20 protein-coding genes and 1 tRNA gene are annotated in these 24,099 nt (G+C 66.7%); 17 read left to right on the forward strand and 4 right to left on the reverse strand.

The window, feature by feature from the left end; genetic code table 11:
* The first annotated feature begins 1 nt into the window (after window position 1).
* The 13 genes from hisG to pyk all read left to right on the forward strand — a co-directional run bounded on the left by hisG (window position 2) and on the right by pyk (window position 15,766).
* Window positions 2-841, forward strand: coding sequence for an ATP phosphoribosyltransferase (gene hisG / locus CZ674_RS06105; protein WP_086991636.1), 840 nt, complete (start codon window positions 2-4; stop codon window positions 839-841).
* Window positions 838-1,605 (forward strand): imidazole glycerol phosphate synthase subunit HisF, encoded by a 768-nt coding sequence (gene hisF / locus CZ674_RS06110; protein ID WP_086991637.1) that lies wholly within the window; start codon window positions 838-840, stop codon window positions 1,603-1,605. The genes hisG and hisF overlap by 4 nt, the downstream gene beginning before the upstream one ends.
* Window positions 1,602-1,946 (forward strand): phosphoribosyl-AMP cyclohydrolase, encoded by a 345-nt coding sequence (gene hisI, locus CZ674_RS06115; RefSeq protein WP_086991638.1) that lies wholly within the window; start codon window positions 1,602-1,604, stop codon window positions 1,944-1,946. Before hisF ends, hisI begins: the two co-directional genes overlap by 4 nt.
* Window positions 1,943-3,460, forward strand: a complete 1,518-nt coding sequence (locus tag CZ674_RS06120) for a chorismate-binding protein (protein ID WP_086991639.1) — start codon at window positions 1,943-1,945, stop codon at window positions 3,458-3,460. The genes hisI and CZ674_RS06120 overlap by 4 nt, the downstream gene beginning before the upstream one ends.
* Window positions 3,460-4,032: a Trp biosynthesis-associated membrane protein gene (locus CZ674_RS06125; RefSeq protein WP_086991640.1), complete on the forward strand. Its 573-nt coding sequence runs from the start codon at window positions 3,460-3,462 to the stop codon at window positions 4,030-4,032. The genes CZ674_RS06120 and CZ674_RS06125 overlap by 1 nt, the downstream gene beginning before the upstream one ends.
* Window positions 4,033-4,067: 35 nt before the next feature.
* Complete coding sequence (locus CZ674_RS06130; protein WP_407640216.1) at window positions 4,068-4,343, forward strand: DUF6704 family protein; 276 nt, start codon at window positions 4,068-4,070, stop codon at window positions 4,341-4,343.
* Window positions 4,340-5,134, forward strand: a complete 795-nt coding sequence (gene trpC / locus CZ674_RS06135; RefSeq protein ID WP_327078617.1) for an indole-3-glycerol phosphate synthase TrpC — start codon at window positions 4,340-4,342, stop codon at window positions 5,132-5,134. Before CZ674_RS06130 ends, trpC begins: the two co-directional genes overlap by 4 nt.
* Entirely contained in the window at window positions 5,131-6,351 is a 1,221-nt protein-coding gene (trpB, locus tag CZ674_RS06140; RefSeq protein WP_086991642.1) for a tryptophan synthase subunit beta, read from the forward strand. Before trpC ends, trpB begins: the two co-directional genes overlap by 4 nt.
* A complete protein-coding gene (gene trpA, locus CZ674_RS06145) occupies window positions 6,341-7,162 on the forward strand; it encodes a tryptophan synthase subunit alpha (RefSeq protein WP_200810049.1) in 822 nt (273 codons plus the stop codon). The genes trpB and trpA overlap by 11 nt, the downstream gene beginning before the upstream one ends.
* 9 nt (window positions 7,163-7,171) lie before the next feature.
* Window positions 7,172-8,161 (forward strand): prolipoprotein diacylglyceryl transferase, encoded by a 990-nt coding sequence (gene lgt / locus CZ674_RS06150; protein ID WP_086991644.1) that lies wholly within the window; start codon window positions 7,172-7,174, stop codon window positions 8,159-8,161.
* Window positions 8,162-8,223: 62 nt separating this feature from the next.
* A complete protein-coding gene (gene gltB, locus CZ674_RS06155; RefSeq protein WP_086991645.1) occupies window positions 8,224-12,771 on the forward strand; it encodes a glutamate synthase large subunit in 4,548 nt (1,515 codons plus the stop codon).
* The gene (locus tag CZ674_RS06160) at window positions 12,764-14,212 is read left to right on the forward strand and encodes a glutamate synthase subunit beta (protein WP_086991646.1); all 1,449 of its coding nucleotides are present in this window, start codon (window positions 12,764-12,766) and stop codon (window positions 14,210-14,212) included. Before gltB ends, CZ674_RS06160 begins: the two co-directional genes overlap by 8 nt.
* Before the next feature lie 33 nt (window positions 14,213-14,245).
* The gene (pyk, locus tag CZ674_RS06165; protein WP_268802387.1) at window positions 14,246-15,766 is read left to right on the forward strand and encodes a pyruvate kinase; all 1,521 of its coding nucleotides are present in this window, start codon (window positions 14,246-14,248) and stop codon (window positions 15,764-15,766) included.
* 10 nt (window positions 15,767-15,776) lie between these two features.
* On the opposite strand, the gene mtnN is transcribed toward pyk, so the two are convergent.
* The 3 genes from mtnN to CZ674_RS06180 all read right to left on the reverse strand — a co-directional run bounded on the left by mtnN (window position 15,777) and on the right by CZ674_RS06180 (window position 17,020).
* Entirely contained in the window at window positions 15,777-16,466 is a 690-nt protein-coding gene (mtnN, locus tag CZ674_RS06170; protein ID WP_234988460.1) for a 5'-methylthioadenosine/S-adenosylhomocysteine nucleosidase, read from the reverse strand.
* Window positions 16,463-16,936, reverse strand: a complete 474-nt coding sequence (locus tag CZ674_RS06175) for an S-ribosylhomocysteine lyase (protein WP_086991648.1) — start codon at window positions 16,934-16,936, stop codon at window positions 16,463-16,465. Before CZ674_RS06175 ends, mtnN begins: the two co-directional genes overlap by 4 nt.
* Window position 16,937: 1 nt before the next feature.
* A tRNA-Leu gene (locus CZ674_RS06180) sits at window positions 16,938-17,020 on the reverse strand.
* Between the two features lie 41 nt (window positions 17,021-17,061).
* Between CZ674_RS06180 and CZ674_RS06185 the strand changes: the two genes are divergently transcribed.
* A complete protein-coding gene (locus CZ674_RS06185; protein ID WP_086991649.1) occupies window positions 17,062-17,688 on the forward strand; it encodes an ANTAR domain-containing response regulator in 627 nt (208 codons plus the stop codon).
* 3 nt (window positions 17,689-17,691) lie between these two features.
* Here the strand turns inward: CZ674_RS06185 and CZ674_RS06190 are convergent, their stop codons facing one another.
* Window positions 17,692-18,111: a PaaI family thioesterase gene (locus CZ674_RS06190; RefSeq protein ID WP_086991650.1), complete on the reverse strand. Its 420-nt coding sequence runs from the start codon at window positions 18,109-18,111 to the stop codon at window positions 17,692-17,694.
* 32 nt (window positions 18,112-18,143) lie between these two features.
* On the opposite strand from CZ674_RS06190, the gene polA reads away from it, so the two are divergent.
* The 3 genes from polA (at window position 18,144) to rpsA (ending at window position 24,068) form a co-directional block, all read left to right on the forward strand.
* Window positions 18,144-20,807, forward strand: coding sequence for a DNA polymerase I (gene polA / locus CZ674_RS06195; RefSeq protein ID WP_234988461.1), 2,664 nt, complete (start codon window positions 18,144-18,146; stop codon window positions 20,805-20,807).
* A gap of 20 nt (window positions 20,808-20,827) precedes the next feature.
* Complete coding sequence (locus CZ674_RS06200) at window positions 20,828-22,498, forward strand: DUF885 domain-containing protein (protein WP_086991651.1); 1,671 nt, start codon at window positions 20,828-20,830, stop codon at window positions 22,496-22,498.
* 121 nt (window positions 22,499-22,619) lie between these two features.
* Complete coding sequence (rpsA, locus tag CZ674_RS06205) at window positions 22,620-24,068, forward strand: 30S ribosomal protein S1 (protein ID WP_086991652.1); 1,449 nt, start codon at window positions 22,620-22,622, stop codon at window positions 24,066-24,068.
* Window positions 24,069-24,099: the final 31 nt, after the last annotated feature.

A 24,099-nucleotide genomic window follows, 5' to 3' on the forward strand; every position in this document is an offset into this window, starting at 1 on the left:
CATGCTGAAGATCGCTGTTCCCAACAAGGGAGCCCTCTCCGAGACTGCCGCCGCGATGCTTGCAGAAGCCGGCTACCGCGGACGCCGTGACTCGAAGGAGCTCACCGTCACCGACGTCGAGAACGACGTCGAGTTCTTCTACCTGCGCCCGCGCGACATCGCGACGTACGTCGGCTCGGGCGCCCTCGATGTCGGCATCACGGGCCGCGACCTGTTCCTCGACTCGGGCTCGCCTGCGATCGAGCTCAAAGAGCTCGGATTCGCCCGCTCGACGTTCCGATTCGCGGGCCCCGTCGGCCGGTTCTCGAGCCTCGCCGACCTCGAAGGCATGCGCATCGCATCCAGCTACACCCGACTCGTCGACGAGGCCCTCGCGGCCGCGGGCGTCAACGCGACCTCTGTGCACCTCGACGGTGCGGTCGAGTCGAGCGTCAAGCTCGGAGTGGCGGATGCTGTGGCCGACGTCGTAGAGACCGGCACCACCCTGCGCACACAGGGTCTCGAGCCGTTCGGCGATGCAATCCTGTCGAGCGAGGCCATCCTCATCGGGTCCGGCGTCGAAGCGCCCGGACTCGCGAAGCTGCGCCGCCGGCTCAACGGCGTGCTCGTCGCGAGGCGCTACGTGCTGCTCGACTACGACGTGCACCGCGACAGCCTCGACGAGACGGTGCGCGTGGCCTCGGGCATGGAGTCGCCGACGGTCTCGCCGCTGCACGACCCCGACTGGGTCGCCGTTCGCGTGATGGTCGAATCGAGCCGCACGAACGAGATCATGGACGCCCTCGCTGAGGCAGGGGCACGCGCGATCCTCGTCACCAACATCGTCGCTGCGAGAATCTGATGCTCGCCACGCGAGTCATTCCGTGCCTCGACGTGCAGCACGGCCGAGTCGTCAAGGGCGTCAACTTCAAGAACCTCGCCGACAACGGCGACCCGGTCGAGCTTGCCGCCCGGTATGCGCGCGAAGGCGCGGACGAGCTGACGTTCCTCGACGTCGCGGCCTCGGTCGACGACGCCGAGACGCTCTACGACGTCGTCGAGCGATGCGCCGAGCAGGTGTTCATCCCGCTCACGGTCGGCGGGGGAGTCCGATCGGCCGACGACGTGCGCACGCTGCTCTCTCGCGGAGCCGACAAGTGCTCCGTGAACTCGGCCGCTGTGAAGCGTCCGGAGCTCATCTCCGACATCGCAGACCGATTCGGGTCGCAGGTGCTGGTGCTCTCGCTCGACGTCGCGGGCGGGGCCGGGACCGACAGCGGCTGGGAGGTCACCGTGCGCGGCGGCCGAGAGCGGACCGGCATCGACGCGCTCGAATGGGCGGAGCGCTGTGCCAGCCTCGGCGCCGGCGAGATCCTGCTCAACTCCATCGACGCCGACGGCACGCGCGAGGGGTTCGACATCCCGCTGACCCGCGCGGTGCGGGATCGCGTCTCGATTCCTGTGATCGGATCCGGAGGGGCCGGCTCCGCCGCCGACTTCGCCCCCGCTGTCACCGAAGGAGGCGCTGACGCCATGCTCGCAGCCAGCATCTTCCACTCGGGCCAGGTCTCGATCGCCGAGGTCAAGACCGCGCTCGCCGCAGCAGGGGTCGAGGTGCGCCGATGACTCTGATTCCGCCGCTCAAGCTCGACGCAGACGGGCTCATCCCCGCGATCGTGCAGGACGTCACTGACAACGCCGTGCTGATGCTCGGCTACATGGACGAAGAGGCGCTGCGCCGAACGCTGACAGAAGGGCGCGTCACGTACTGGTCGCGCTCGAGGCAGGAGTACTGGCGCAAGGGCGACACCTCCGGCAACGTGCAGGTTCCGATCGAGGTCTCCCTCGACTGCGACTCCGACACGCTGCTGATCAGGGTCGAGCAGACCGGAGCCGCGTGCCACACGGGCTCTCGCACGTGCTTCTTCACGCCGCTGCAGGTGCAGAGCGGTCAGGAGCAGGAGTGAACACCGATCGCGAGCAGTTCGACCGACTCATCGAGACGCACCGCGTCGTGCCGGTCGTGCAGACGTTCTTCGCCGACGGCGAGACACCGGTCGGCGTCTTCCACAAGCTTGCCGCTGGCCCGGGCGCATTTCTGCTCGAGTCGGCGCACCAGGGGGTCTGGAACCGCTACTCGTTCGTCGGCGGCGACGTCTACGGGCTCCTGAGCGCAACGGGATCGAGCGTGGACTGGGTCGACCGAGGCCTGAGCCGCGAACGCGCATTCGGCGGCGCCGAGCCCGCCGACGGCCTCGCGGCCCTCGAGCTGCTGACCGAGCTGTGGCGCACGCCGAGCATTCCCGGGCTTCCGCGTCTGGCGTCGGGACTCGTCGGCCACGTCGGCTGGGACGCCGTGCGGCTCGTCGAGCACCTGCCTGACGCCCCGCCGCGCGAGCACACGCTGCCCGACATCGCATTCGGCTTCGTGCGCGACCTCGTCGTGGTCGACCACTCGACCGGCGACATCCACGTGATCTCGGTCGTGCTGACAGACGAGGGCCGCCCGGCTGACGAGCTCTGGAGCGGCGCCATGCAGCGCATCCGAGACATCATCGTTCGCCTGCAGGCTCCGTCTCCCTCGACGATCGCCGATGTCGACCGCGACGCCGTTGCCGACGCGGCGCAGCGCACGAGCGACGCCGAGTACTCCGAGACCATCGAGCGCAGCCGCACGCACATCGCCGACGGCGACATCTTCCAGGTGGTTCCCTCGATTCGCTTCGACCTCGACACCGACGCCGATCCGATCGACGTCTACCGGGTGCTGCGTCTTCTGAACCCGTCGCCGTACATGTACCTGCTCGCGCTCGAAGACGACGCCGGCACGCCCTATCACGTCGTGGGCGCGTCACCGGAGGCGCTCGTCACCGTCAGCGACGGCACCGCGACGATGCACCCCATCGCAGGCTCGCGGCCGCGCGGGGCAGACGCCGACGAAGACCGAGCGCTCGGCGAGGAGCTGCTGGCAGATCCCAAGGAGCGAAGCGAGCACGTCATGCTCGTCGACCTCGCCCGCAACGACCTCTCGAAGGTCGCCGAGGCGGGGTCCGTGCGCGTCACGGAGTTCATGGTGATCGAGCGATTCCGACACATCATGCACATCGTCTCGAGCGTGACATGCCGGATGCGCGACGACGCGACCGCAGTCGAAGCGCTGCGGGCGACGTTCCCGGCAGGAACCCTCTCCGGTGCTCCGAAGCCGTGGGCGCTCAGGATCATCGATGCCGTCGAGCCGGCAGCGCGCGGCATCTACGGGGGAGTGGTCGGCTACTTCGACTTCTCAGGCGATGCCGACGTGGCGATCGCGATCCGCACGGTGACGATGTCGGACGGCCGCGCATCCGTGCAGTCCGGTGCAGGCCTCGTGGCAGACAGCGTCGCCGAGACCGAGATCGCCGAGATCAAGAGCAAGGCGCGCAGCCCGCTGAACGCGCTCGCCATCGCTGCGACGCTTCGCGACCCGAACGGCGCGCGCTGATGCTGCGCCGAGCAAGGATGATCTCGCTTGCGATCGTCATCGTCTCGCTTGCGCTCTCGTCGTCGGCCGCTGTGCAGACCTGGATCACGCTGAACCTCGCCGACTCCGCCGAGCCGCTCGAGCTCGCGGGCTCTGACCTCGCTTCGGCGCTGCCTGCGACCGCGCTCGGTGTGGGAGGCATCGCGCTTGCGCTGTTCTTCGCGCGGCGCGTGCTGGTATACATCGTGTCGGGCCTCCTCGTGATCCTGGCGCTGGTGCAGGTGAGCGCGGTGCTGCAGGGCATACAGATCGACAACCCCGTCATCGCGAATGCGGCTGCGGTGGCAACCGGACTGCAGGGGAGCGAAGCCGTCGTCGTCGACCAGCACTGGCTTTGGCCTGCGGTCGCGATCGCCGGTGCCGTGCTCGCCGCCGTTGCTGCCGCATTCGCAGCGGCGACAGTGCACAGATGGCCGACCGCGGCAAAGAAGGCCGACCGCTATGACATGCGCAGCGGGGCCCTCGCCTGGGACGCGCTCGACGACGGCGACGACCCGACGCTGGACGACGACGATTCTCGCAAGACCGAGTAGACTTGCCCCAGTCCCGTATGAACCCAAGGAGCATCGTGAGCGAACAGCTGGTTGAGCAGGAGTCAGCAGGCGAGGAATTCCTCGCCGAGATCCCCGCAGAGCACATCGACCCCGGACACGGCAACAGCGTCGCGGCCTGGGCCACGGTGCTCATCATGCTGGTCGCAATCACGGCCGGCTGCGTGTTCTTCTGGCTCGACATGGTGCTGCTGGTCTGGGTATGCGCCGGTGTCGTCGTGCTCGGCGCACTCGTGGGCTGGCTGCTCAACAAGATGGGATTCGGCGCCAAGTCGTCAGCGCACGGCAAGTGAAGGGCGTGAATCTGCTGCTCGAGCTCACTGAAGGCGCCCGAGCAGACGCAGAAGCCCGACGCGCTGAGCTCTCCTACGAGGCGCTCGAAGAGCGTGCTCGCGCAGCACGGCAGCCGATCGACGTCGCGGCCGCTCTGGCACACGACCCCGGGCACACGCACGTCATCGCCGAGATCAAGCGATCGAGCCCCTCGAAGGGCGCCCTCGCCGAGATCACCGACCCGGCCGCGCTCGCATCCGAGTACGCCGCCGGAGGCGCCTCGTGCATCTCGGTGCTGACCGAGTCACGCCGATTCGGCGGCAGCCTCGACGACCTGCGCGCCGTGCGTGCACGAGTCGACGTGCCGCTGCTGCGCAAGGACTTCATCTCCGACGAGTACCAGCTGCTCGAGGCGCGCGACGCCGGAGCAGACATGGTGCTGCTGATCGTCGCGGTGCTGCAGCCCGAGCGACTCCGCGAGCTGCACGCGTTCGCGCTCGACCTCGGCCTCTCGGCGCTCGTCGAGGTGCACGACCCCTCTGAGATCGAGCACGCGCTGGCAGCCGATGCGCGCATCCTCGGCGTCAACACCCGAGACCTCAAGACCTTCGAGATGCACCCGGAGCGCTTCGCGCAGCTTCGGTCGCAGATTCCCGCAGGCGTCGTCGCTGTCGCCGAGTCCGGCGTCTCGCAGCTGGCCGACGTCGAGCGATACCGTGCCGACGGCGCCGACGCCGTGCTGATCGGCGAAGCGCTCGTGCGTGACGGCGAGCCCCAGAAACGAGTGCGCGAGTTCGGAGCAGTGCGATGACCGAGAAGCTGAGAGACCACCACGGACCCTGGTTCGGCGACCACGGCGGCGTGTTCATGCCCGAGCCGCTGATCTCGGCGATCGAAGAGCTGACTGCCGCCTACGACGCCCTGCGCGGGGACGACGAGTTCTGGAACGAGTTCCACCGACTCGGCCGCGAGTACACCGGCCGCCCCTCGCTGCTCACCGAGGCCACGCGCCTCAGCGAGCTGGCTGGCGGCGCCCGCATCTTCCTGAAGCGCGAAGACCTCAACCACACCGGCAGCCACAAGATCAACAACGTGCTGGGCCAGGCGCTCGTCGCGAAGCGGCTGGGCAAGACTCGGCTCATCGCCGAGACCGGCGCGGGCCAGCACGGCGTCGCGACCGCAACGGCGGCCGCGTACTTCGGCTTCGACTGCACCATCTACATGGGCGAGGTCGACACCGAGCGTCAGGCGCTGAACGTCGCGCGGATGCGCATGCTCGGAGCAGAGGTCGTCTCGGTCAAGACGGGGTCGCGCACGCTCAAAGACGCCATCAACGAGGGCCTCCGCGACTGGGTCGCCCACACCGACACGACCCACTACCTGATGGGCACCGTGGCTGGCCCGCACCCGTTCCCCGAGATGGTGCGCGACTTCCACAGGCAGATCGGCGAAGAGGCGCGCGAGCAGATCCAGACGGCCGCCGGAAGGCTCCCGGATGCGGTGCTCGCCTGCGTCGGCGGCGGTTCGAACGCGATGGGCATCTTCCATGCGTTTCTCGACGACGCTGACGTTCGCCTCATCGGCCTCGAGGCAGCCGGAGACGGCGCCGAGACCGAGAAGCACGCACTCAGCGTCGGCCGCGGCACGCCTGGCCTCCTGCACGGCATGCGCACCTACCTGCTCCAGGACGAGAACGGCCAGACGATCGAGTCGCACTCGATCTCGGCTGGTCTCGACTATCCCGGAGTCGGGCCCGAGCACTCGTGGCTCAACGACATCGGGCGCGCCGAGTACGAGCCCGTCAGCGACACCGAGGCCATGGACGCATTCAGCGCGCTCACGCGCAAGGAGGGCATCATGCCCGCAATCGAGTCCGCGCACGCCATCGCGGGGGCGCTTCGCCTCGGCCGCGCGCTCGGCCCGGATGCCGTGCTGCTCGTGAGCCTCTCGGGCCGCGGCGACAAGGATGCGGCAACCGCAGCCAAGTGGTTCGGTCTGCTCGATGAGGGGGAACAGCATGTCGGCTAACACCCGAGGCAAGACAGCGGCAGCCATCGAGGCTGCCGGAGGCAAGGCCCTCGTCGCATATCTTCCCGTCGGCTATCCCGACCTCGAGACGAGCATCGAAGCGGCCGTGGCAGTCGCCGACGCTGGCTTCCAGGTGCTGGAGCTCGGCATCCCGTATTCAGATCCCGCGATGGACGGCCCCGTCATCCAGGCGGCCACACAGCAGGTGCTCGACCGCGGATTCTCGCTCTCTGAGGTGTTCCAGACGGTCGAAGCGGTCACTGCCCGCACCGACGCCGCAGTGCTGTCGATGACGTACTGGAACCCGGTGCTGCGCTACGGCGTCGACCGATTGGCCCACGACTTCGCAGCGGCAGGCGGGGCAGGTCTCATCACCCCCGATCTCACGCCCGAGAACGCAGACGAGTGGATCGCAGCGGCCGAAAAGCACGATCTCGACCGCATCTTCCTCGCTGCTCCCAGCTCGTCCGATGCACGCATCGACCGTGCGGTCGAAGCCTCACGCGGATTCGTCTACACGGTCTCGACCATGGGAACGACGGGTGTTCGCGGCGACATGGACACCGCGGCGCGCACGCTGTCAGAGCGCATCGCCGAGTCGTCGGCCCGCGTCGGCAAGCCCATCGCGCGCTGCGTCGGCCTTGGCATCTCGCGCCCCGAGCACGTCGCCGACGTGCTCGACTATGCCGAAGGCGCCATCGTCGGATCAGCGCTCGTCGCAGCGCTGCGCGACGGCGGCGTCCCAGCGGTCGCTGCCAAAGCGGCCGAGCTGGTGACCGGTCTGCACTCAGACCCCGGAACTCTCTCGTAAGGTAGGTACGTGTTCACGAGCATCCCAAGCCCCGACCCAGACTGGCGCTACCTCGAGATCCCGCTGACGTGGTTCCACGACATCGGCCTCTCGTTCTTTCCGGCGAGCTTCCAGATCCACGCCTACGCGCTGTTCATCCTCGCGGGCATCGTCATCGCATGCTGGCTGACGGGCTACCGCCTGAGCCAGCGCGGCGCTGACGGCTGGCTTGTCATCGACGTGGGTCTCTGGGCTGTCCTGCTCGGCATCGTCGGGGCGCGCGCATTCCACGTCATCACGCATCCCGACGACTACTTCGGTCCGGGAATCGATCCGCTCGAGATGCTGCGCATCTGGAATGGCGGCATCGCGATCTTCGGCGCCCTCATTGGCGGCGCAATCGGCATCTGGCTCGGCTGCCGCATCACCGGCCTCCGCTTCTCAGCCTTCGCAGACGCACTGGCTCCCGGGCTCCTGATCGCCCAGGCAGTCGGCCGCATCGGCAACTACTTCAACCACGAGCTCTTCGGCGCGCCCACGACGCTGCCATGGGGCCTCCAGATCGAAGCGGCCAACGCCGCCTTCCCGATCGGCCTGCCCGCTGACACGCTGTTCCACCCGACCTTCCTCTACGAAGTCATCTGGAACCTGCTCGGCGCAGCGCTCATCCTGTACCTCGACCGTCGCCGCCACCTGCAGTGGGGCAAGTCCATCGCCTTGTACCTCATCTGGTACGGCGCCGGCCGCAGCGTCTGGGAGACCATCCGCGTCGACCCGTCCGAAGTCTTCTTCGGCATCCGCACCAACGTCTGGATGGCGTTCGCAGCCATTGCGATCGGTCTCATCATCTGGATCGTGCAGTCGAGGCAGCACAAGGGCCTCGAGCCGTCGCCGTTCGCAGCCGACCGCGAGCCCGGAGCTGAGCGTGTAAGCTCGGACTTCTATTCGAACGAAGACTTGGTCACCACCCAGACCGAGACGCGACGCACCTCGGCCGAACAACCGGCCGGAACCCGCTAAGACGCGAGGCGCGAACCCACGAGATTTGCGTGCCGCAAACCCTCAGCACGAGGACGCACGAAATGCCCGAAAAGCCCATCCGTCTCGTCGACTCCAAAAGGGCCGGCCTCTTCGACACGTCGTTTGACCGCGACTCCTGCGGACTCGCCATGGTTGCGACGCTTCGCAGGGCCCCCGGCCACGACGTCGTGCAGCAGGCGCTCGACTCGCTCCGACACCTCGAGCACCGGGGTGCTGTCGGATCCGACGCAGGAACGGGCGACGGCGCAGGCATCCTCACGCAGATGCCAGACGAGTTCCTGCGCGGCGTCTGCGACTTCTCGCTTCCCTCACCGGGCGAGTATGCGGCCGGCCTGGTCTTCCTGCCGGCGGACGAGCCCGCCCGCGCACGGACGATGGCCGACATCGAGAGAATAGCCCGCCAGGAGCGCCTCCGAGTCCTGGGCTGGCGGGAGGTGCCGACCGACCCCTCCGTCCTCGGCACTCGCGCACGCGAGTCGATGCCCGCCATCTGGCAGCTGTTCGTGGCATCGTCGTCGGTGACCGCCGTCGGAATCGAGCTTGATCGACTGACATTCCGGATGCGCAAGCGCATAGAGCGAGAGCTGGGCGAGTACCTGCCGTCCATCTCGAGCCGTACGATCACCTACAAGGGCATGGTCACGACCCTGCAGCTCGAGCCGTTCTACCCAGACCTGAGCGACTTGCGGTTCACGAGTCGATTCGCAATTCTGCACTCTCGCTATTCCACCAACACGTTCCCCAGCTGGCCGCTTGCTCAGCCGCTTCGCATGATCGCGCACAACGGCGAGATCAACACCGTGCGCGGCAACCGCAACTGGATGCATGCTCGTCAGTCGCAGCTCGAGAGCGAGCTGCTGGGCGAACTCCAGCCGCTCATGCCGATCGTGTCGGAGCAGCTGAGCGACTCGGGCTCGTTCGACGAGGTCCTCGAGCTGCTGACGCTCTCGGGACGATCCCTGCCGCACGCCATCATGATGATGGTGCCCGAGGCGTGGGAGTCGACCGAGGACATGCCGCAGGACCTGCGTGACTTCTACGAGTACCACGAGCTCCTCATGGAGCCGTGGGACGGCCCCGCTGCCATCGCCTTCACCGACGGCACGCTCGTCGGCGCCACACTCGACCGCAACGGGCTTCGGCCCGGCCGCTGGACGGTCACAACCGACGGACTCGTTGTTCTCGCGAGCGAGACCGGTGTGCTGCCGTCGATTCCGAATGAGCGCATCGCCCGACGGGGCCGCCTGAAGCCCGGCGAGCTCTTCCTGGTCGACACCGAGGCTGGGCGCATCATCCCCAGCGACGAGACCAAGATGCGCCTGGCCAAGCAGCATCCCTGGGGCGACTGGCTCGAGTCCACGCGCATCCGACTCGCCGAGCTGCCGGAGCGCGAGCACGTGATGCACACACCTGCATCCGTGCTCCGTCGACAGCGCATCTTCGGCTACACAGACGAAGAGGTCCGGCAGCTCATCGGCCCGATGGCGGCCACCGGTCAGGAACCGCTGGGCGCCATGGGCTCTGACACTCCGATCGCCGTGCTCTCAGACCGCCCGCGGCTGCTCTTCGACTACTTCACACAGGCCTTCGCGCAGGTCACGAATCCACCGCTCGACTCGATCCGCGAGTCTGTCGTCACCTCCAGCAAGACCGGCCTCGGACCGGTTCGCAACCTGCTCACGGCAACGCCGCTGCACGCGAGCCAGATCATCCTCGACTGGCCGGTCATCGACAACGTCGAGCTCTCGAAGATCCGGCACATCGACCGAACCCCGGGGTCAAGCCGCACCGTCACCGTTTCGACGCTGTATGCAGTCGATGAAGGCCCTGATGCCATGGAGCGCCGACTCACCAGCCTCTGCGATGACATCGATGCCGCCATCGCACGCGGCGCGCAGTACGTCATCCTGTCGGACAGGGACTCTGACGAGCGCATGGCACCGATCCCCAGCCTCCTGAGCGTGAGTGCAGTGCACCAGCACCTGATCCGAGACGGCAGCCGCATGCAGGTCGGCCTCGTCGTCGAAGCGGGAGACGTTCGCGAAGTGCACCATGTCGCGACGCTGCTCGGCTACGGCGCGAGCGCGGTCAATCCCTATCTCGCGATGGAGTCTGCCGAGCAGCTGGTCGCACAGGAGCTCATCCCGGGGGTGACGCGCGAGGCGGCCGTCCACAACCTCATCAGAGCCCTCGGCAAGGGCGTGATCAAGATCATGTCGAAGATGGGCATCTCGGCTGTCGGCTCCTACGTGGCATCGCAGGCGTTCGAGGCAGTCGGCCTCTCGCGTGAGCTCGTCGATCGGTACTTCACGGGCGCGCCGACGAGACTCAGCGGCATCGGCATCGACACGATCGCCGAAGAGACCCGCCTGCGCCATGACCAGGCATACCTCTCCGAGCGTGCCGCCCTCGCCCACAAGCGCCTCGATGTCGGAGGCGAGTACCAGTGGCGCCGCGAAGGCCCGCCTCACCTGTTCAGCCCCGAAGTCGTGTTCAAGCTGCAGCATGCGACCCGGTCGAAGCAGTTCGATGTCTTTCGCGAGTACACCTCCCTCGTCAACGGACAGGCAGCCGAGCTCAAGACGATTCGCGGACTCTTCCGGTTCAGAGAGGGCGACCGCGCTCCTGTCGCCATCGACGAAGTCGAGCCTGCAAGCGCCATCCTGAAGCGCTTCTCGACCGGTGCGATGTCGTACGGATCGATCTCGCAGGAGGCACACGAGACGCTTGCAGTGGCCATGAACCGCATCGGCGGAAAGTCGAACACGGGAGAGGGCGGCGAAGACGTCGAACGGCTGCTGGATCCCGCACGCCGCAGCTCCGTCAAGCAGGTCGCCTCCGGCAGATTCGGCGTCACGAGCATGTACCTGACGCACGCAGACGACCTTCAGATCAAGATGGCGCAGGGTGCCAAGCCAGGGGAGGGCGGCCAGCTCCCTGCAGGCAAGGCGTACCCATGGGTTGCATCCACCCGGCACTCGACAGCTGGAGTGGGTCTGATCTCGCCCCCGCCGCACCATGACATCTACTCCATCGAAGACCTCAAGCAGCTCATCTTCGATCTGAAACGAGCGAACCGTGAGGCGAGAGTCCATGTGAAGCTCGTCTCACAGTCGGGGATCGGGGCAGTCGCAGCGGGGGTCGCGAAGGCGAAGGCGGATGTGGTGCTCGTCTCCGGACACGACGGCGGCACGGGCGCTTCCCCGCTGAATTCGTTGAAGCACGCCGGCACCCCGTGGGAGATCGGACTTGCCGAAGCCCAGCAGACACTGCGTGCGAACAGTCTTCGGGGCCGCGTGGTCGTGCAGGTCGACGGCCAGCTGAAGACCGGACGCGATGTCATGATCGCCGCGCTGCTCGGGGCCGAGGAGTTCGGCTTCGCAACCGCACCGCTCGTGGTCTCGGGCTGCATCATGATGCGCGCGTGCCATCTCGACACGTGCCCGGTCGGCATCGCAACACAGAATCCGACGCTTCGCAGTCGTTTCGATGGGAGGCCCGAGTTCGTCGAGACCTTCTTCGAGTACATCGCAGAGGAAGTCAGAGAGCTGCTCGCCGAGCTCGGATTCCGAACCCTCGACGAAGCGGTCGGTCACGCAGAGGCGATTGAAGTCGACGAGGCCGTGCGGCATTGGAAGGCCGACGGTCTCGATCTCAGCCCCGTGCTGCATGTCGACCACGAGGCAGACGATGCCCTGCGCAACGTGTCGCAGCAGGATCATGAGCTCGACCAGCAGCTCGACAGCCGCATCCTCTCCGAGGTGACTGCGGCTCTGGAGTCAGGCGAGCGCATCCGCATCGACGTCGGAGTCGAGAACACGGATCGCGCTGTCGGCACGATGCTCGGCAACGAGATCACGAAGCGCTTCGGAGAGCACGGCGCCGACCCGGAGACGGTCGAGCTCATGCTCACCGGATCCGCGGGCCAGTCGCTCGGAGCCTTCGCACCGCGCGGACTCTCGATCCGGCTGCACGGCGATGCGAACGACTTCGTCGGCAAGGGGCTCTCGGGAGCGCAGATCGCACTGAGTCCTCACCCCAGCTCGAAGCTCGTTGCAGAGGAGAACGTCATAGCGGGCAACGTGATCGGATACGGCGCGACTTCGGGAGTGATGAGCCTCCGGGGGATCGTGGGCGAGCGCTTCCTCGTTCGCAACTCCGGTGCGACGGCGATCGCAGAGGGAGTGGGCGATCATGCCCTCGAGTACATGACGGGAGGCACAGCAGTCATCATCGGACCGACGGGCCGCAACATCGGCGCCGGGATGTCTGGCGGCATCGCCTACATCAGGACCCTCGAGCGCAACCTCATGAACGCTGAGGCGCTGATGAGCGGTGAGCTGCAGCTGCACTCGCTCAGCGACGAAGACGTGTCCGAGCTCAGAGCCCTGCTCGAGCTGCATGTCGAGCTGACCGGCTCGCAGGTCGCCGCTGACATCCTGACCGCTCAGGACTGGGCCGAGTTCACGAAGATCGTGCCCCGTGACTGGGCTGCGGTTCGCGCCATTCGCGCGAGGGCGGCAGCAGCGGGCGACGACCCTGACACTGAGCAGACGTGGCAGAAGATCCTGGAGGTGACCGGTGGCTGATCCACGCGGATTCCTGAAGACGACCGAACGAGAACTCCCGCCGAAGCGCCCGGTTGCGGTGCGCATCCTGGATTCCAAGGAGATCGGCGAGAAAGGCGACTCAGCCGTGATCCGACGGCAGGCGAGCCGCTGCATGGACTGCGGCGTGCCGTTCTGCCACACCGGCTGCCCCCTGGGCAACCTGATCCCGGAGTTCAACGACCTCACGTGGAGGGAGCAGCCCCGGCTCGCGGCCGAGAGCCTGCTCTCGACGAACAACTTTCCGGAGTTCACCGGCCGACTGTGCCCGGCACCGTGTGAATCCTCGTGTGTTCTCGGCATCAACCAGCCTGCGGTCACGATCAAGTCGATCGAGCAGTCCATCGCCGATGACATCTTCGAGAACGACTGGCTGGAGCCCCACCCGCCCTCGCGGCTCACCGGGCAGACCGTTGCCGTCGTCGGCTCGGGACCCGCGGGACTGGCTGCCGCCCAGCAGCTGACTCGCGCGGGCCACACCGTCGCGGTCTACGAGCGCGACGATCGGATCGGGGGCCTTCTTCGATACGGCATTCCCGATTTCAAGCTCGAGAAGCACCGCATCGACACGCGTGTCGAACAGCTCCGCGCAGAAGGCACCCGCTTTCGAACCGGTGTCGAGGTCGGGGTCGATCTGAGCTGGAGCGACCTTCGCGACCGCTTCGACGCAGTCGTGATTGCCACAGGAGCGCCTGTCCCGCGGGATCTGGCCATTCCCGGACGCGACCTCGGCGGAGTCCACTTCGCCATGGACTTCCTCGTGCAGCACAATCGTGCGGTCGCCGGCGATGACGTGCTCGAACGCCTGAGCGCCGAGGAGAAACACGTGATCGTGCTCGGCGGCGGTGACACCGGATCGGACTGCATCGGCACGGCACATCGTCAGGGCGCCGCATCCGTCACGAACCTCGCGATAGGCGTGCGCCCGCCCGAAGCGCGACCCGCGCACCAGCCGTGGCCCGTCCATCCGACGATCTTCGAGGTGCAGAGCAGCCATGAGGAAGGCGGCTCTCGCGAGTACCTCGTGTCGACCGTCGAGTTCGTCGGAGAGCAGGGCCGCGTGCGGGCGCTTCGCGTGGCGGACACCGAGATCGTCGACGGCGAACGGCGCCCGAAGCCCGGCACGGAGCGCGAGATCCCCGCAGACCTGGTGCTGCTCGCGATGGGCTTCACAGGCGCCGAGCCCGAGGCCGCAGCTGCGCTGGGGACGGACACCGGCCAGGGGAGCCTCTCTCGAGACGCATCCTATGCAACGGCCTCGGACGGCGTCTTCGTGGCTGGCGATGCGGGCCGCGGCGCAAGCCTGATCGTCTGGGCGATTGCCGAAGGGCGCGCCGTCGCGGCATCGGTCGACCGCTATCTGACGGGATCCACGATTCTGCCTTCACCCGTGAACGCAGACGCAAGACCTCTGATCGTTTGACGAGTAGGCTTGACACGGCTTTCGCCACATTCGATGCAAGGCAGGAGTGCAATGAAACGCGCCAAGATCGTAGCCACATTCGGACCGTCCATCTCGGGATACGAAGTGACGAAGTCTGCCATCCAGGCAGGCGTCAACGTCGCAAGACTCAACCTGAGCCACGGCTCGCACGAGGTGCACGAGGCGGTGTTCGCCGACATCCGCAAGGCCAGTGACGAGCTCCGCACCCCGGTCGGCATCCTCGTCGACCTCCAGGGGCCGAAAATCCGCCTCGGCAAGATCGCCGCAGGTCCCATCGACCTGGCCGACGGCGACATCATCACCATCACGACAGAAGACGTGCCCGGTGATCGCGACCTCGTCTCGACGACGTTCAAGGGCCTGCCCGACGACGTCAAGCCCGGCGACCCGCTGCTGATCGACGACGGCAACGTTGCCCTCAAGGTGCTGGAGACCGACGGCACACGCGTTCGCGCCGAGACCGTCGTCGGCGGTCGCATCAGCGACAACAAGGGCATCAACCTGCCCGGCGTCGCCGTCAACGTGCCGGCGCTGAGCGAGAAGGACGAAGACGATCTGCGCTGGGCGCTTCGCCTCGGGGCAGACATCATCGCGCTGTCATTCGTGCGGTCGGCCGACGACCTCAAGCGCGTGCACGAGATCATGGACGAAGAGGGCGGCAGGCTGCCCGTCGTCGCCAAGATCGAGAAGCCGCAGGCGGTCGAGAACCTCAAGAGCATCATCGACGCCTTCGACGCGATCATGGTCGCGCGCGGCGACCTCGGCGTCGAGATGCCGCTCGAGCAGGTGCCGATCGTGCAGAAGCGCGCCGTCGAGCTCGCCCGCCGCTGGGCCAAGCCCGTCATCGTCGCGACCCAGGTGCTCGAGTCGATGATCGAGAACCCGCGCCCCACGCGCGCCGAGGCCAGCGACTGCGCCAACGCGATCCTCGACGGAGCAGACGCCGTCATGCTCTCGGGCGAGACCAGCGTCGGCAAGTACCCGATCGTGACGATCGAGACGATGGCACGCATCATCAATGCGACCGAGGCCAAGGGCATCAAGCGCATCCCGCCGCTGGGCACGCAGCCCCGCACGCAGGGCGGCGCGATCACGCTCGCAGCCCTCGATGTCGCCGAGTTCGTCGAGGCGAAGGCGATCATCGTCTTCACCGAGTCCGGCGACTCAGCACGCCGCATGTCGCGTCTGCGTCCGAAGATCCCCATGTTCGGCTTCACGCCGTCACCCGAGATCGAGTGCCGCATGCAGATGAACTGGGGCGTCAACACCCGCCTGGTCGACCGCGTCGACCACACCGACGACATGGTGGCGCAGGTCGACGACATCCTGATCGGCGAGCGCCTCGTCGCAAAGGGCGAGAAGGTCGTCGTCGTCTCAGGCATGCCTCCCGGCATCCCGGGATCCACCAACGACATCCGCGTGCACACGGTCGGCGACGTGCACGACGAGGCTGCTCCGGCGTACCACGGCAAGCGCCGCATCGAGATTCAGCACACAGGTGCGATCCCGATCATCAAGCCCTCAGAAGGCTGATCGAGCCAGTTCAGCGAAGCAGTGTCAGCACAGCGGCAGCAGCCGCGGCTGACACTGCTTCGACTGTCTGGCGGTGCTCGTCGCCGGCGTCCGGGCCGCAGAGGTCTGAGATGCCGCGCAGCGACACGAACGGCAGATTGTGCGCGTACGAGACCTGGGCCAGCGCGGTCGACTCCATGTCGGTCGCGACAGCGTCGGGCCAGCGCTCTGCCACACCGTCGAAGAGGTCGCCCGCCACGAAGGTGTCGCCCGAGATCATCGGGCCGGCCACAACAGCATCTGCTGCGCGCTCCAGCAGCGCAGGGTCGCCTGCGTAGGCCTCGGGCATGCCCGGAATCTGGCCCAGCGCATAGCCGAACGCAGTGGCATTGGCGACGGAATACGTGAGCACGCTGCTCGCCGCAACGTCTCCGACGCGAACGCGTGCCGGGAATCCGCCTGCTGACCCGAAGGAGACGACGAAGTCGGGGGAGTACGAGGCGAGGGCAGCGGAAAGCGCCGATGCGGCGTTCACGAGGCCGATGCCGCTCGTCACGAGCAGCACCTGATGCTCGGCGCCCGTCTCGTCGGCGACGGTCAGCAGCTCGCGGTCAGCGACGCCGTGCTTCGGCAGCCTGGCGACAGACGCGGCAAGCCGGCGCAGCTCACCAGCCTCGGCCGGCATGGCCGCAACCGCGATGGCGCGGATTGCCTCGGTCACGCGTCGACCTGCTTCCATTCGTCGCGCTTGGCGAGGAACGCAGCGGCTGCCTGCTGAGCGCCCTCGAGGGTGTGGCTTGCGGCCCAGCCGCACTGCACCTCATTGGCGGCCGGAACCTCGGTCGCCTGCGTGACGCGCTCGAGCGTGGCAGCGAGGGTGTCGAGGAAGCCGTCGTAGCCTCCCTGCTCGTGCTGGTTGACGACTGCGACGTAGAAGCCCGTCTGGCATCCCATCGGCGAGATGTCGATGACGTTGCCGACGACATCGCGCATGTGCTCGGCCATGCTGTGCTCGAGCGAGTGCACGGTCGGCATCTCGAGATGGGCGACGTTCGGCTGCGCGAACCGCACGTCGTACTTGGTCAGCACCGCCCCGCCGGGCAGGGTCTTCTCATCTGCGACTCGCACGAACGGAGCGGCGACGGCACGGTGATCGAGGTTGAAGCTTTCGACATTCATCTTCTTGTTCATGTGCCGGTGGTGGGATTCGAACCCACACTCCCGTGAAGGAAGCGCATTTTGAGTGCGCCGCGTCTGCCGTTCCGCCACACCGGCTCGTGGCACCATCGGCCCCGTGCGTCTTCTAGACTAGCGCTATGACCGAAGCAGAATTCACAGAGCCCGCGGCCGAGAGCGCCCCCGCGACGGCACGCCGCGTAGTTGTGGCAGAAGACGAGTCGCTGATCCGCATGGACATCGTCGAGACCCTGCGCGACAACGGGTTCGAGGTCGTCGGCGAAGCCGGTGACGGCGAGCAGGCTGTTGCGCTCGCCACCGAGCTCAAGCCCGATGTCGTCGTGATGGACGTCAAGATGCCCAAGATGGACGGCATCACCGCAGCAGAGAAGCTGCAGGAGACGCGCATCCCCGTCGTCATGCTCACCGCCTTCAGCCAGAAGGAGCTCGTCGAGCGCGCAGGAGAGGCAGGTGCGCTGGCCTACGTCGTCAAGCCGTTCAACCACAACGACCTGCTGCCGGCCATCGAGATCGCTCTGGCCCGCCACGAGCAGATCATCGCGCTCGAGTCCGAGGTCGCCGACATGAGCGACCGCTTCGAGACGCGCAAGCTGGTCGACCGCGCCAAGGGCCTGCTGAATCAGCGCATGGCCCTCAGCGAGCCCGAGGCCTTCCGCTGGATCCAGAAGGCGTCGATGGACCGCCGTCTGACGATGGCCGAGGTCTCGCAGGCTGTCATCGAGCAGCTCGACGACGGCAAGAAGTAGCCGCTACTTCCTGTCCTTCAGGAAGTTCGTGATCCGAATCGTCGAGAGCCTGCGGCCCTCGTCGTCGGTGCAGACGATCTCGTGCACGGTCATCGACCTGCCGAGGTGCACCGCACGGCACTCGGCGTTCACGTGGCCTTCGCTGATCGAGCGCGTGTGCGTGGCGTTGATGTCGACGCCGACGGCGTACTTGCCAAGCGGCTCGGCGTGGATGTTCGCCGAGATCGACCCGAGGCTCTCGCCGACGACGCAGTAGGCGCCTCCGTGCACGATCCCGACAGGCTGCCGGTTGCCCTCGGCCGGCATCCGCGCACTCGAGTGATCGGCTGACAGCTTCGTGAACTCGATGCGCATCGTGTCGGCGAGTTCTCCGGCTCCGCGGCCGTCGAGAAACTGCTGCGTGAGGTCGTCCTTCTCCGTCATGGCTCAAGTCTCGCACGGCTAGGCTTGGGCGCATGACGGATTCGCCAGCCACCAGCACGCAGTCACGCCAGACCCTCATGGTGATCGACGGGCACTCGCTCGCGTTCAGGGCCTTCTACGCTCTGCCGCTCGACAACTTCATCAACCGCGAGGGCCAGCACACGAACGCCATCCACGGCTTCCTGTCGATGCTGCTGAAGATCGTCAAGGACGAGGCGCCCACGCATCTGGCTGTCGCCTTCGACATCTCGCGCTTCTCGTTCCGCACACGCGAGTACCCCGAGTACAAGGGCACGCGAGCCGAGACGCCGGTCGAGTTCAAGGGCCAGGTGCCGCTGCTGCAGGAGGCCCTGGCAGCGATGAACATCACGACCATCACGAAAGAGGATTACGAGGCCGACGACATCCTCGCGACCCTCGCACGCGAGGGCGCAGAAGCAGACATGGATGTGCTGGTCGTCTCGGGCGATCGCGACACCATCCAGCTGGTCAACGATCGCGTCACCCTCCTCTACCCATCGGTGCGCGGCGTCAGCGAGCTCAAGCGCTACACGCCCGAGACCGTGCACGAGAAGTACGGCATCGCACCCGAGCAGTACCCCGAGATCGCCGCGCTCGTCGGCGAGACCAGCGACAACCTCATCGGCATCGACAAGGTCGGCGAGAAGACGGCTGTGAAGTGGATCTCGCAGTACGGCACCGTCGACAACCTGCTTGAGCACGCGGACGACATCAAGGGCGTCGTGGGCGGAAACCTGCGCGACCAGCGCGACCGGGCCATCCGCAACCGCCGCCTCAACCGCCTCGTCAACGACGTCGAGCTGCCCGTGAAGCCGACCGACCTCGAGCGCCAGCCCATCGATCCTCCTGCTGTGCGCGAGGTGTTCTCGCAGAAGCTGAACTTCCGCACGCTGCTCGACCGCGTGCTCGCGCTGGCTGAAGACCAGGGCCTCGACGAGGCGCCCGCGCCCGCAGAAGAGGCACCGAAGCCCGCGAAGCTGATCGACGAGGAGCTCGACTACTGGCTCGAGCGCAGCGACGCAGAAGTCACGGTCTCAGTCTCGGCGGCGGGGGAGTCGGTCGCGGCATTCGGCCTCGCACGCGGCGAAGAGACGGTCTTCGTGCCGTTCGAGTCGCAGACCGGCGACTACGTCGGATTCCGTGCATGGCTCGCGGGCGACGCTCCCAAGGCGGTGCACGACTACAAGGCGCTCGAGCGCCTCCTGCAGCACGACGGGATGACGCTGGGCGGCGTCACCTGGGACACCCGCATCGCCGCTTGGCTCCAGCGTCCCGGCGCCCCCGCCAAGATGTTCGGTCTCGCGCCGCTGGTGGAGTTCACCCTCGGCATGACGCTGCCGGAGCCCGACCCGAACCAGCTGCTTCCCGACGACGACCCCGATTCGCTGGCGGCAGAGGCGTGGATGACCGCGAAGGTCGTCGAGGCGCAGCGCGAAGGGCTCGACAAGGGCACCGTCAGCGTGCTCGCCGACATCGAGCTGCCGCTCGTTCGCGTGCTCTCGCGCATGGAACGCACCGGCATCCACGTCGACTTCGAGTCGCTGCAGTCGCTGCATGATGAGCTGCGAGCTCAGGCCGCAGAGCACCAGGAGGCCGCATTCGCCGAGATCGGGCACGAGGTCAACCTCGGCAGCCCTAAGCAGCTGCAGACCGTGCTCTTCGAAGAGCTCGAGATGCCCAAGACACGAGCGACCAAGACCGGCTACTCGACTGACGCGGCGTCGCTCGCCGACCTGCAGGAGTCGAACCCGCATCCGTTCCTGGGGCTCCTGCTGAAGTACCGCGAGGCGACGAAGCTCGCCCAGATGATCGAGTCGCTCACGAAGGCTGTCGTCGACTCGCGCATCCACACGACCTATGACCAGACCGGCTCTGCCACGGGCCGCATGTCGTCGAACGACCCGAACCTGCAGAACATCCCGGTGCGCACCGAGGTGTCGCACCGCATCCGCGAGGGCTTCGACCACGACGAGCGCTTCGAGACGCTGCTGACCGCCGACTACTCGCAGATCGAGATGCGCATCATGGCGCACCTGTCTGAAGACCCGGGACTCATCGAGGCGTTCAACTCGGGCGAAGACCTGCACCGCTTCGTGGGCGCTCGCATCTTCTCGGTCGAGCCTGAAGAGGTCACGCCGGTCATGCGCACCAAGGTCAAGGCGATGAGCTACGGACTCGCCTACGGCCTCAGCGCCTTCGGCCTCTCGAAGCAGCTGCGCATTCCGCAGTCCGAGGCGAAGCAGCTGATGCTCGACTACTTCGAGCGATTCGGGGCCGTGCGCGACTACCTCCGCGGCGTCGTGCAGCAGGCGAAAGACGACGGCTACACGACCACGATCTTCGGTCGCAGGCGCCCCTTCCCGGACCTCAAGTCGTCGAACCGCGTGCTCCGCGAGAACGCCGAGCGCGCCGCGCTCAACTCGCCGATCCAGGGCTCTGCCGCCGATATCATCAAGCGCGCGATGCTCACGATCGACAAGGCGATGACGGATGCGCGGCTGCAGTCGAACATGCTGCTGCAGGTGCACGATGAGCTCGTGTTCGAGGTTGCCGACGGCGAGCTCGACCAGCTCAAGCAGATCGTCATCGACGGCATGGGCTCCGCCGCCGACCTGACGGTGCCGCTCGACGTGCAGATCGGCATCGGCGCGAACTGGAACGAGGCAGCACACTGACCCTGCGATAGCCTGTGCGCATGACTGAGCAGGAGCGCAGCGAAGCGCGTACGCCGACCGAAATCGACCGCATCGCCGAGGAGTCCCTCGAAGCCGAGACTGCGCTCAGCCCTGAGCTGCGCGTCTACCTCGGCATCGACGGCGACAAGTCCGAGTACACCGACTACTCGCCCGCGGGCGTCGAGCCCCGCAAGGCGATGCTCGCGAAGAGCATCGCGGCCCTCGAGGCCGAAGAGCCGCTCGATGACATCGACTGGGTGACCAAGACCGACCTGCTGCGCGAGCTTCGCCTGCAGCAGGAGATCGTCGACTCGAACTGGCACCAGCGCGAGCTGAACAACCTCGAGTCACCTGCGCAGAGCACGCGCGAGATCTTCGACCTCATGCCGAACGAGACCGAAGACGACTGGGCTGCCATCGCGGCCCGTCTGGCCAACCTGCCCGCCGCACTCGCCGGCTGGCAGGAAACACTCGCCGAGGGAATCGCAGCGTCGAACACCCCCGCACGCCGCCAGGTCGAGATCGTGCTCGAGCAGCTGCAGCAGTTCGAGGGCGGCAAGGGCCGCTTCCACGAGCTCGTCGCAGACGCATCAGCGCCCGAGTCGCTGGCCGCCGACCTGCGGGCCGGCGCCGAGGCGGCGACCGAGGCGCAGCTCGCCCTCTCGCGCTTCCTCCAGTCTGAGCTGCTGCCGGCAGCCCGCGAGGAGGACGCAGTCGGGCGCGACCTCTACTCGATGTTCTCGCGCCAGTTCCTCGGTGCGGCAGTCGACCTCGACGAGACGTACGAGTGGGGCATCGAAGAGCTCGAGCGCATGAAGACCGAGCAGGAGCGCATCGCCGGCGAGATCCTGCCGGGCGCCAGCGTGCAGGAGGCCATCGCGCACCTCGACAAGGACGAGTCGCGCAAGCTGCACGGCACGGATGCGCTGCGCGAGTGGATGCAGAGCACAAGCGACCAGGCGATCGAAGAGCTCGGCAAGACGCACTTCGACATCGCCGCGCCCATCCGCGACCTCGAATGCATGATCGCTCCGAGCCAGACCGGCGCCATCTACTACACGCCGCCGACCGACGACTTCTCGCGCGCCGGACGCATGTGGTGGTCGGTTCCCGAGGGCATCACCGAGTTCGACACGTGGCGCGAGCTGACGACGGTCTACCACGAGGGCGTTCCCGGTCATCACCTGCAGCTCGCGCAGGCGGTCTACAACAAGGACCAGCTGAACGCATGGCGTCGCATCGCCGGCACCTCAGGGCACGCCGAGGGCTGGGCGCTGTATGCGGAGCGGCTCATGGAGTCGCTCGGGTACCTCGACGACCCGGCTGACAGACTCGGCATGCTCGACGGACAGCGGATGCGCGCAGCACGCGTCGTGCTCGACATCGGCGTGCACCTGGGCAAGAAGCGCCTTGACGGCACAGGCAAGTGGGACTTCGACTACGCCTTCGACTTCATGAAGCAGAACGTCAACATGAACGAGCCGTTCGTGCGATTCGAGACCAACCGCTACTTCGGCTGGCCCGGCCAGGCGCCCTCGTACAAGATCGGCCAGCGCATCTTCGAGCAGATCCGCGACGACGCCGCGAAGCAGGAGGGCGAGGCCTTCAGCCTCAAGGACTTCCACATGCGAGTGCTCAACATCGGAGGCGTCGGCCTCGACACGCTGCGCGAAGCAGTGCTTCGCAGTTGAGGTACGGCCAGAACACGGGTACGATTACGAGGTCACCCCTATGCGGGTGGTTCAATCATGTCCGTTGTCTGGGGCGAAGTGCCGCAGCCCGATTTATCCATATTTGAAGGTTCCAAACCATATGACCACTGCAGAGACCAAGGCTCCCAAGCAGGTCGCTGTGAATGACATCGGCTCGGCCGATGACTTCATGGCCGCCGTTGAGAAGACCCTGAAGTTCTTCAACGACGGCGACCTTATCGAAGGCACTGTCGTCAAGATCGATCGCGACGAAGTGCTCCTCGACGTTGGCTACAAGACCGAGGGCGTCGTTCCCTCGCGTGAGCTCAGCATCAAGCACGACATCGACCCCAACGAGGTCGTCGAAGTCGGCGACACTGTCGAAGCCCTTGTCCTCCAGAAGGAAGACAAAGAAGGCCGACTCATCCTCTCCAAGAAGCGTGCACAGTACGAGCGCGCATGGGGCGACGTCGAGAAGATCAAGGAAGAAGACGGCGTCGTCACCGGCACCGTCATCGAGGTCGTCAAGGGCGGCCTGATCGTCGACATCGGTCTCCGCGGCTTCCTCCCCGCTTCACTGATCGAGCTGCGTCGCGTCCGCGACCTGACCCCGTACCTGGGCCAGGAGATCGAGGCGAAGATCCTCGAGCTCGACAAGAACCGCAACAACGTGGTCCTGTCGCGTCGCGCTCTGCTCGAGCAGACCCAGTCCGAGACCCGCACGCAGTTCCTCGACGGCCTCCAGAAGGGCCAGATCCGCAAGGGCGTCGTCTCGTCGATCGTCAACTTCGGCGCATTCGTCGACCTCGGCGGCGTCGACGGCCTCGTGCACGTCTCAGAGCTCTCGTGGAAGCACATCGAGCACGCCTCAGAGGTCGTCTCGGTCGGCGACGAGGTCACCGTCGAGATCCTCACGGTCGAGCGTGACCGCGAGCGTGTCTCGCTGTCGCTCAAGGCAACGCAGGAAGACCCGTGGCAGGTGTTCGCTCGCACGCACGCGATCGGCCAGCTGGCTCCCGGAAAGGTCACCAAGCTCGTCACGTTCGGTGCGTTCGTTCGCGTCGCTGACGGCATCGAGGGCCTCGTCCACATCTCCGAGCTCTCGGGCCGCCACGTCGAGACCGCCGACCAGGTCGTCTCGGTCAACGACGAGGTCTTCGTCAAGATCATCGACATCGACCTCGAGCGCCGCCGCATCTCGCTGTCGCTCAAGCAGGCCAACGACGATGTCGACGTCAACGCAGAGGACTTCGATCCCGCGCTGTACGGCATGCTGGCTGAGTACGACGACGCGGGCAACTACAAGTTCCCCGAGGGCTTCGACTCAGAGACCAACGAGTGGAAGGAAGGCTTCGACGCACAGCGCGAGGCTTGGGAGGCCGACTACGCTGCCGCCCGCACCCGTTGGGAGTCGCACAAGGCTCAGGTCGCCGTTGCCCGCGAGGCAGAGGCAGAGGCCGGCCAGGACGCAGGCGGCTCGTCGTTCACCTCGACGACCGACTCGTCCGGAACCCTCGCTGACGATGAGGCACTGGCAGCTCTGCGCGAGAAGCTCACCGGCGGAGAGTAGTCCACCACGCTCGAGAGGGGCTCGGTCTTCG

It is taken from the genome of Agrococcus casei LMG 22410 (assembly GCF_900163565.1).
Classification (GTDB): domain Bacteria; phylum Actinomycetota; class Actinomycetes; order Actinomycetales; family Microbacteriaceae; genus Agrococcus; species Agrococcus casei.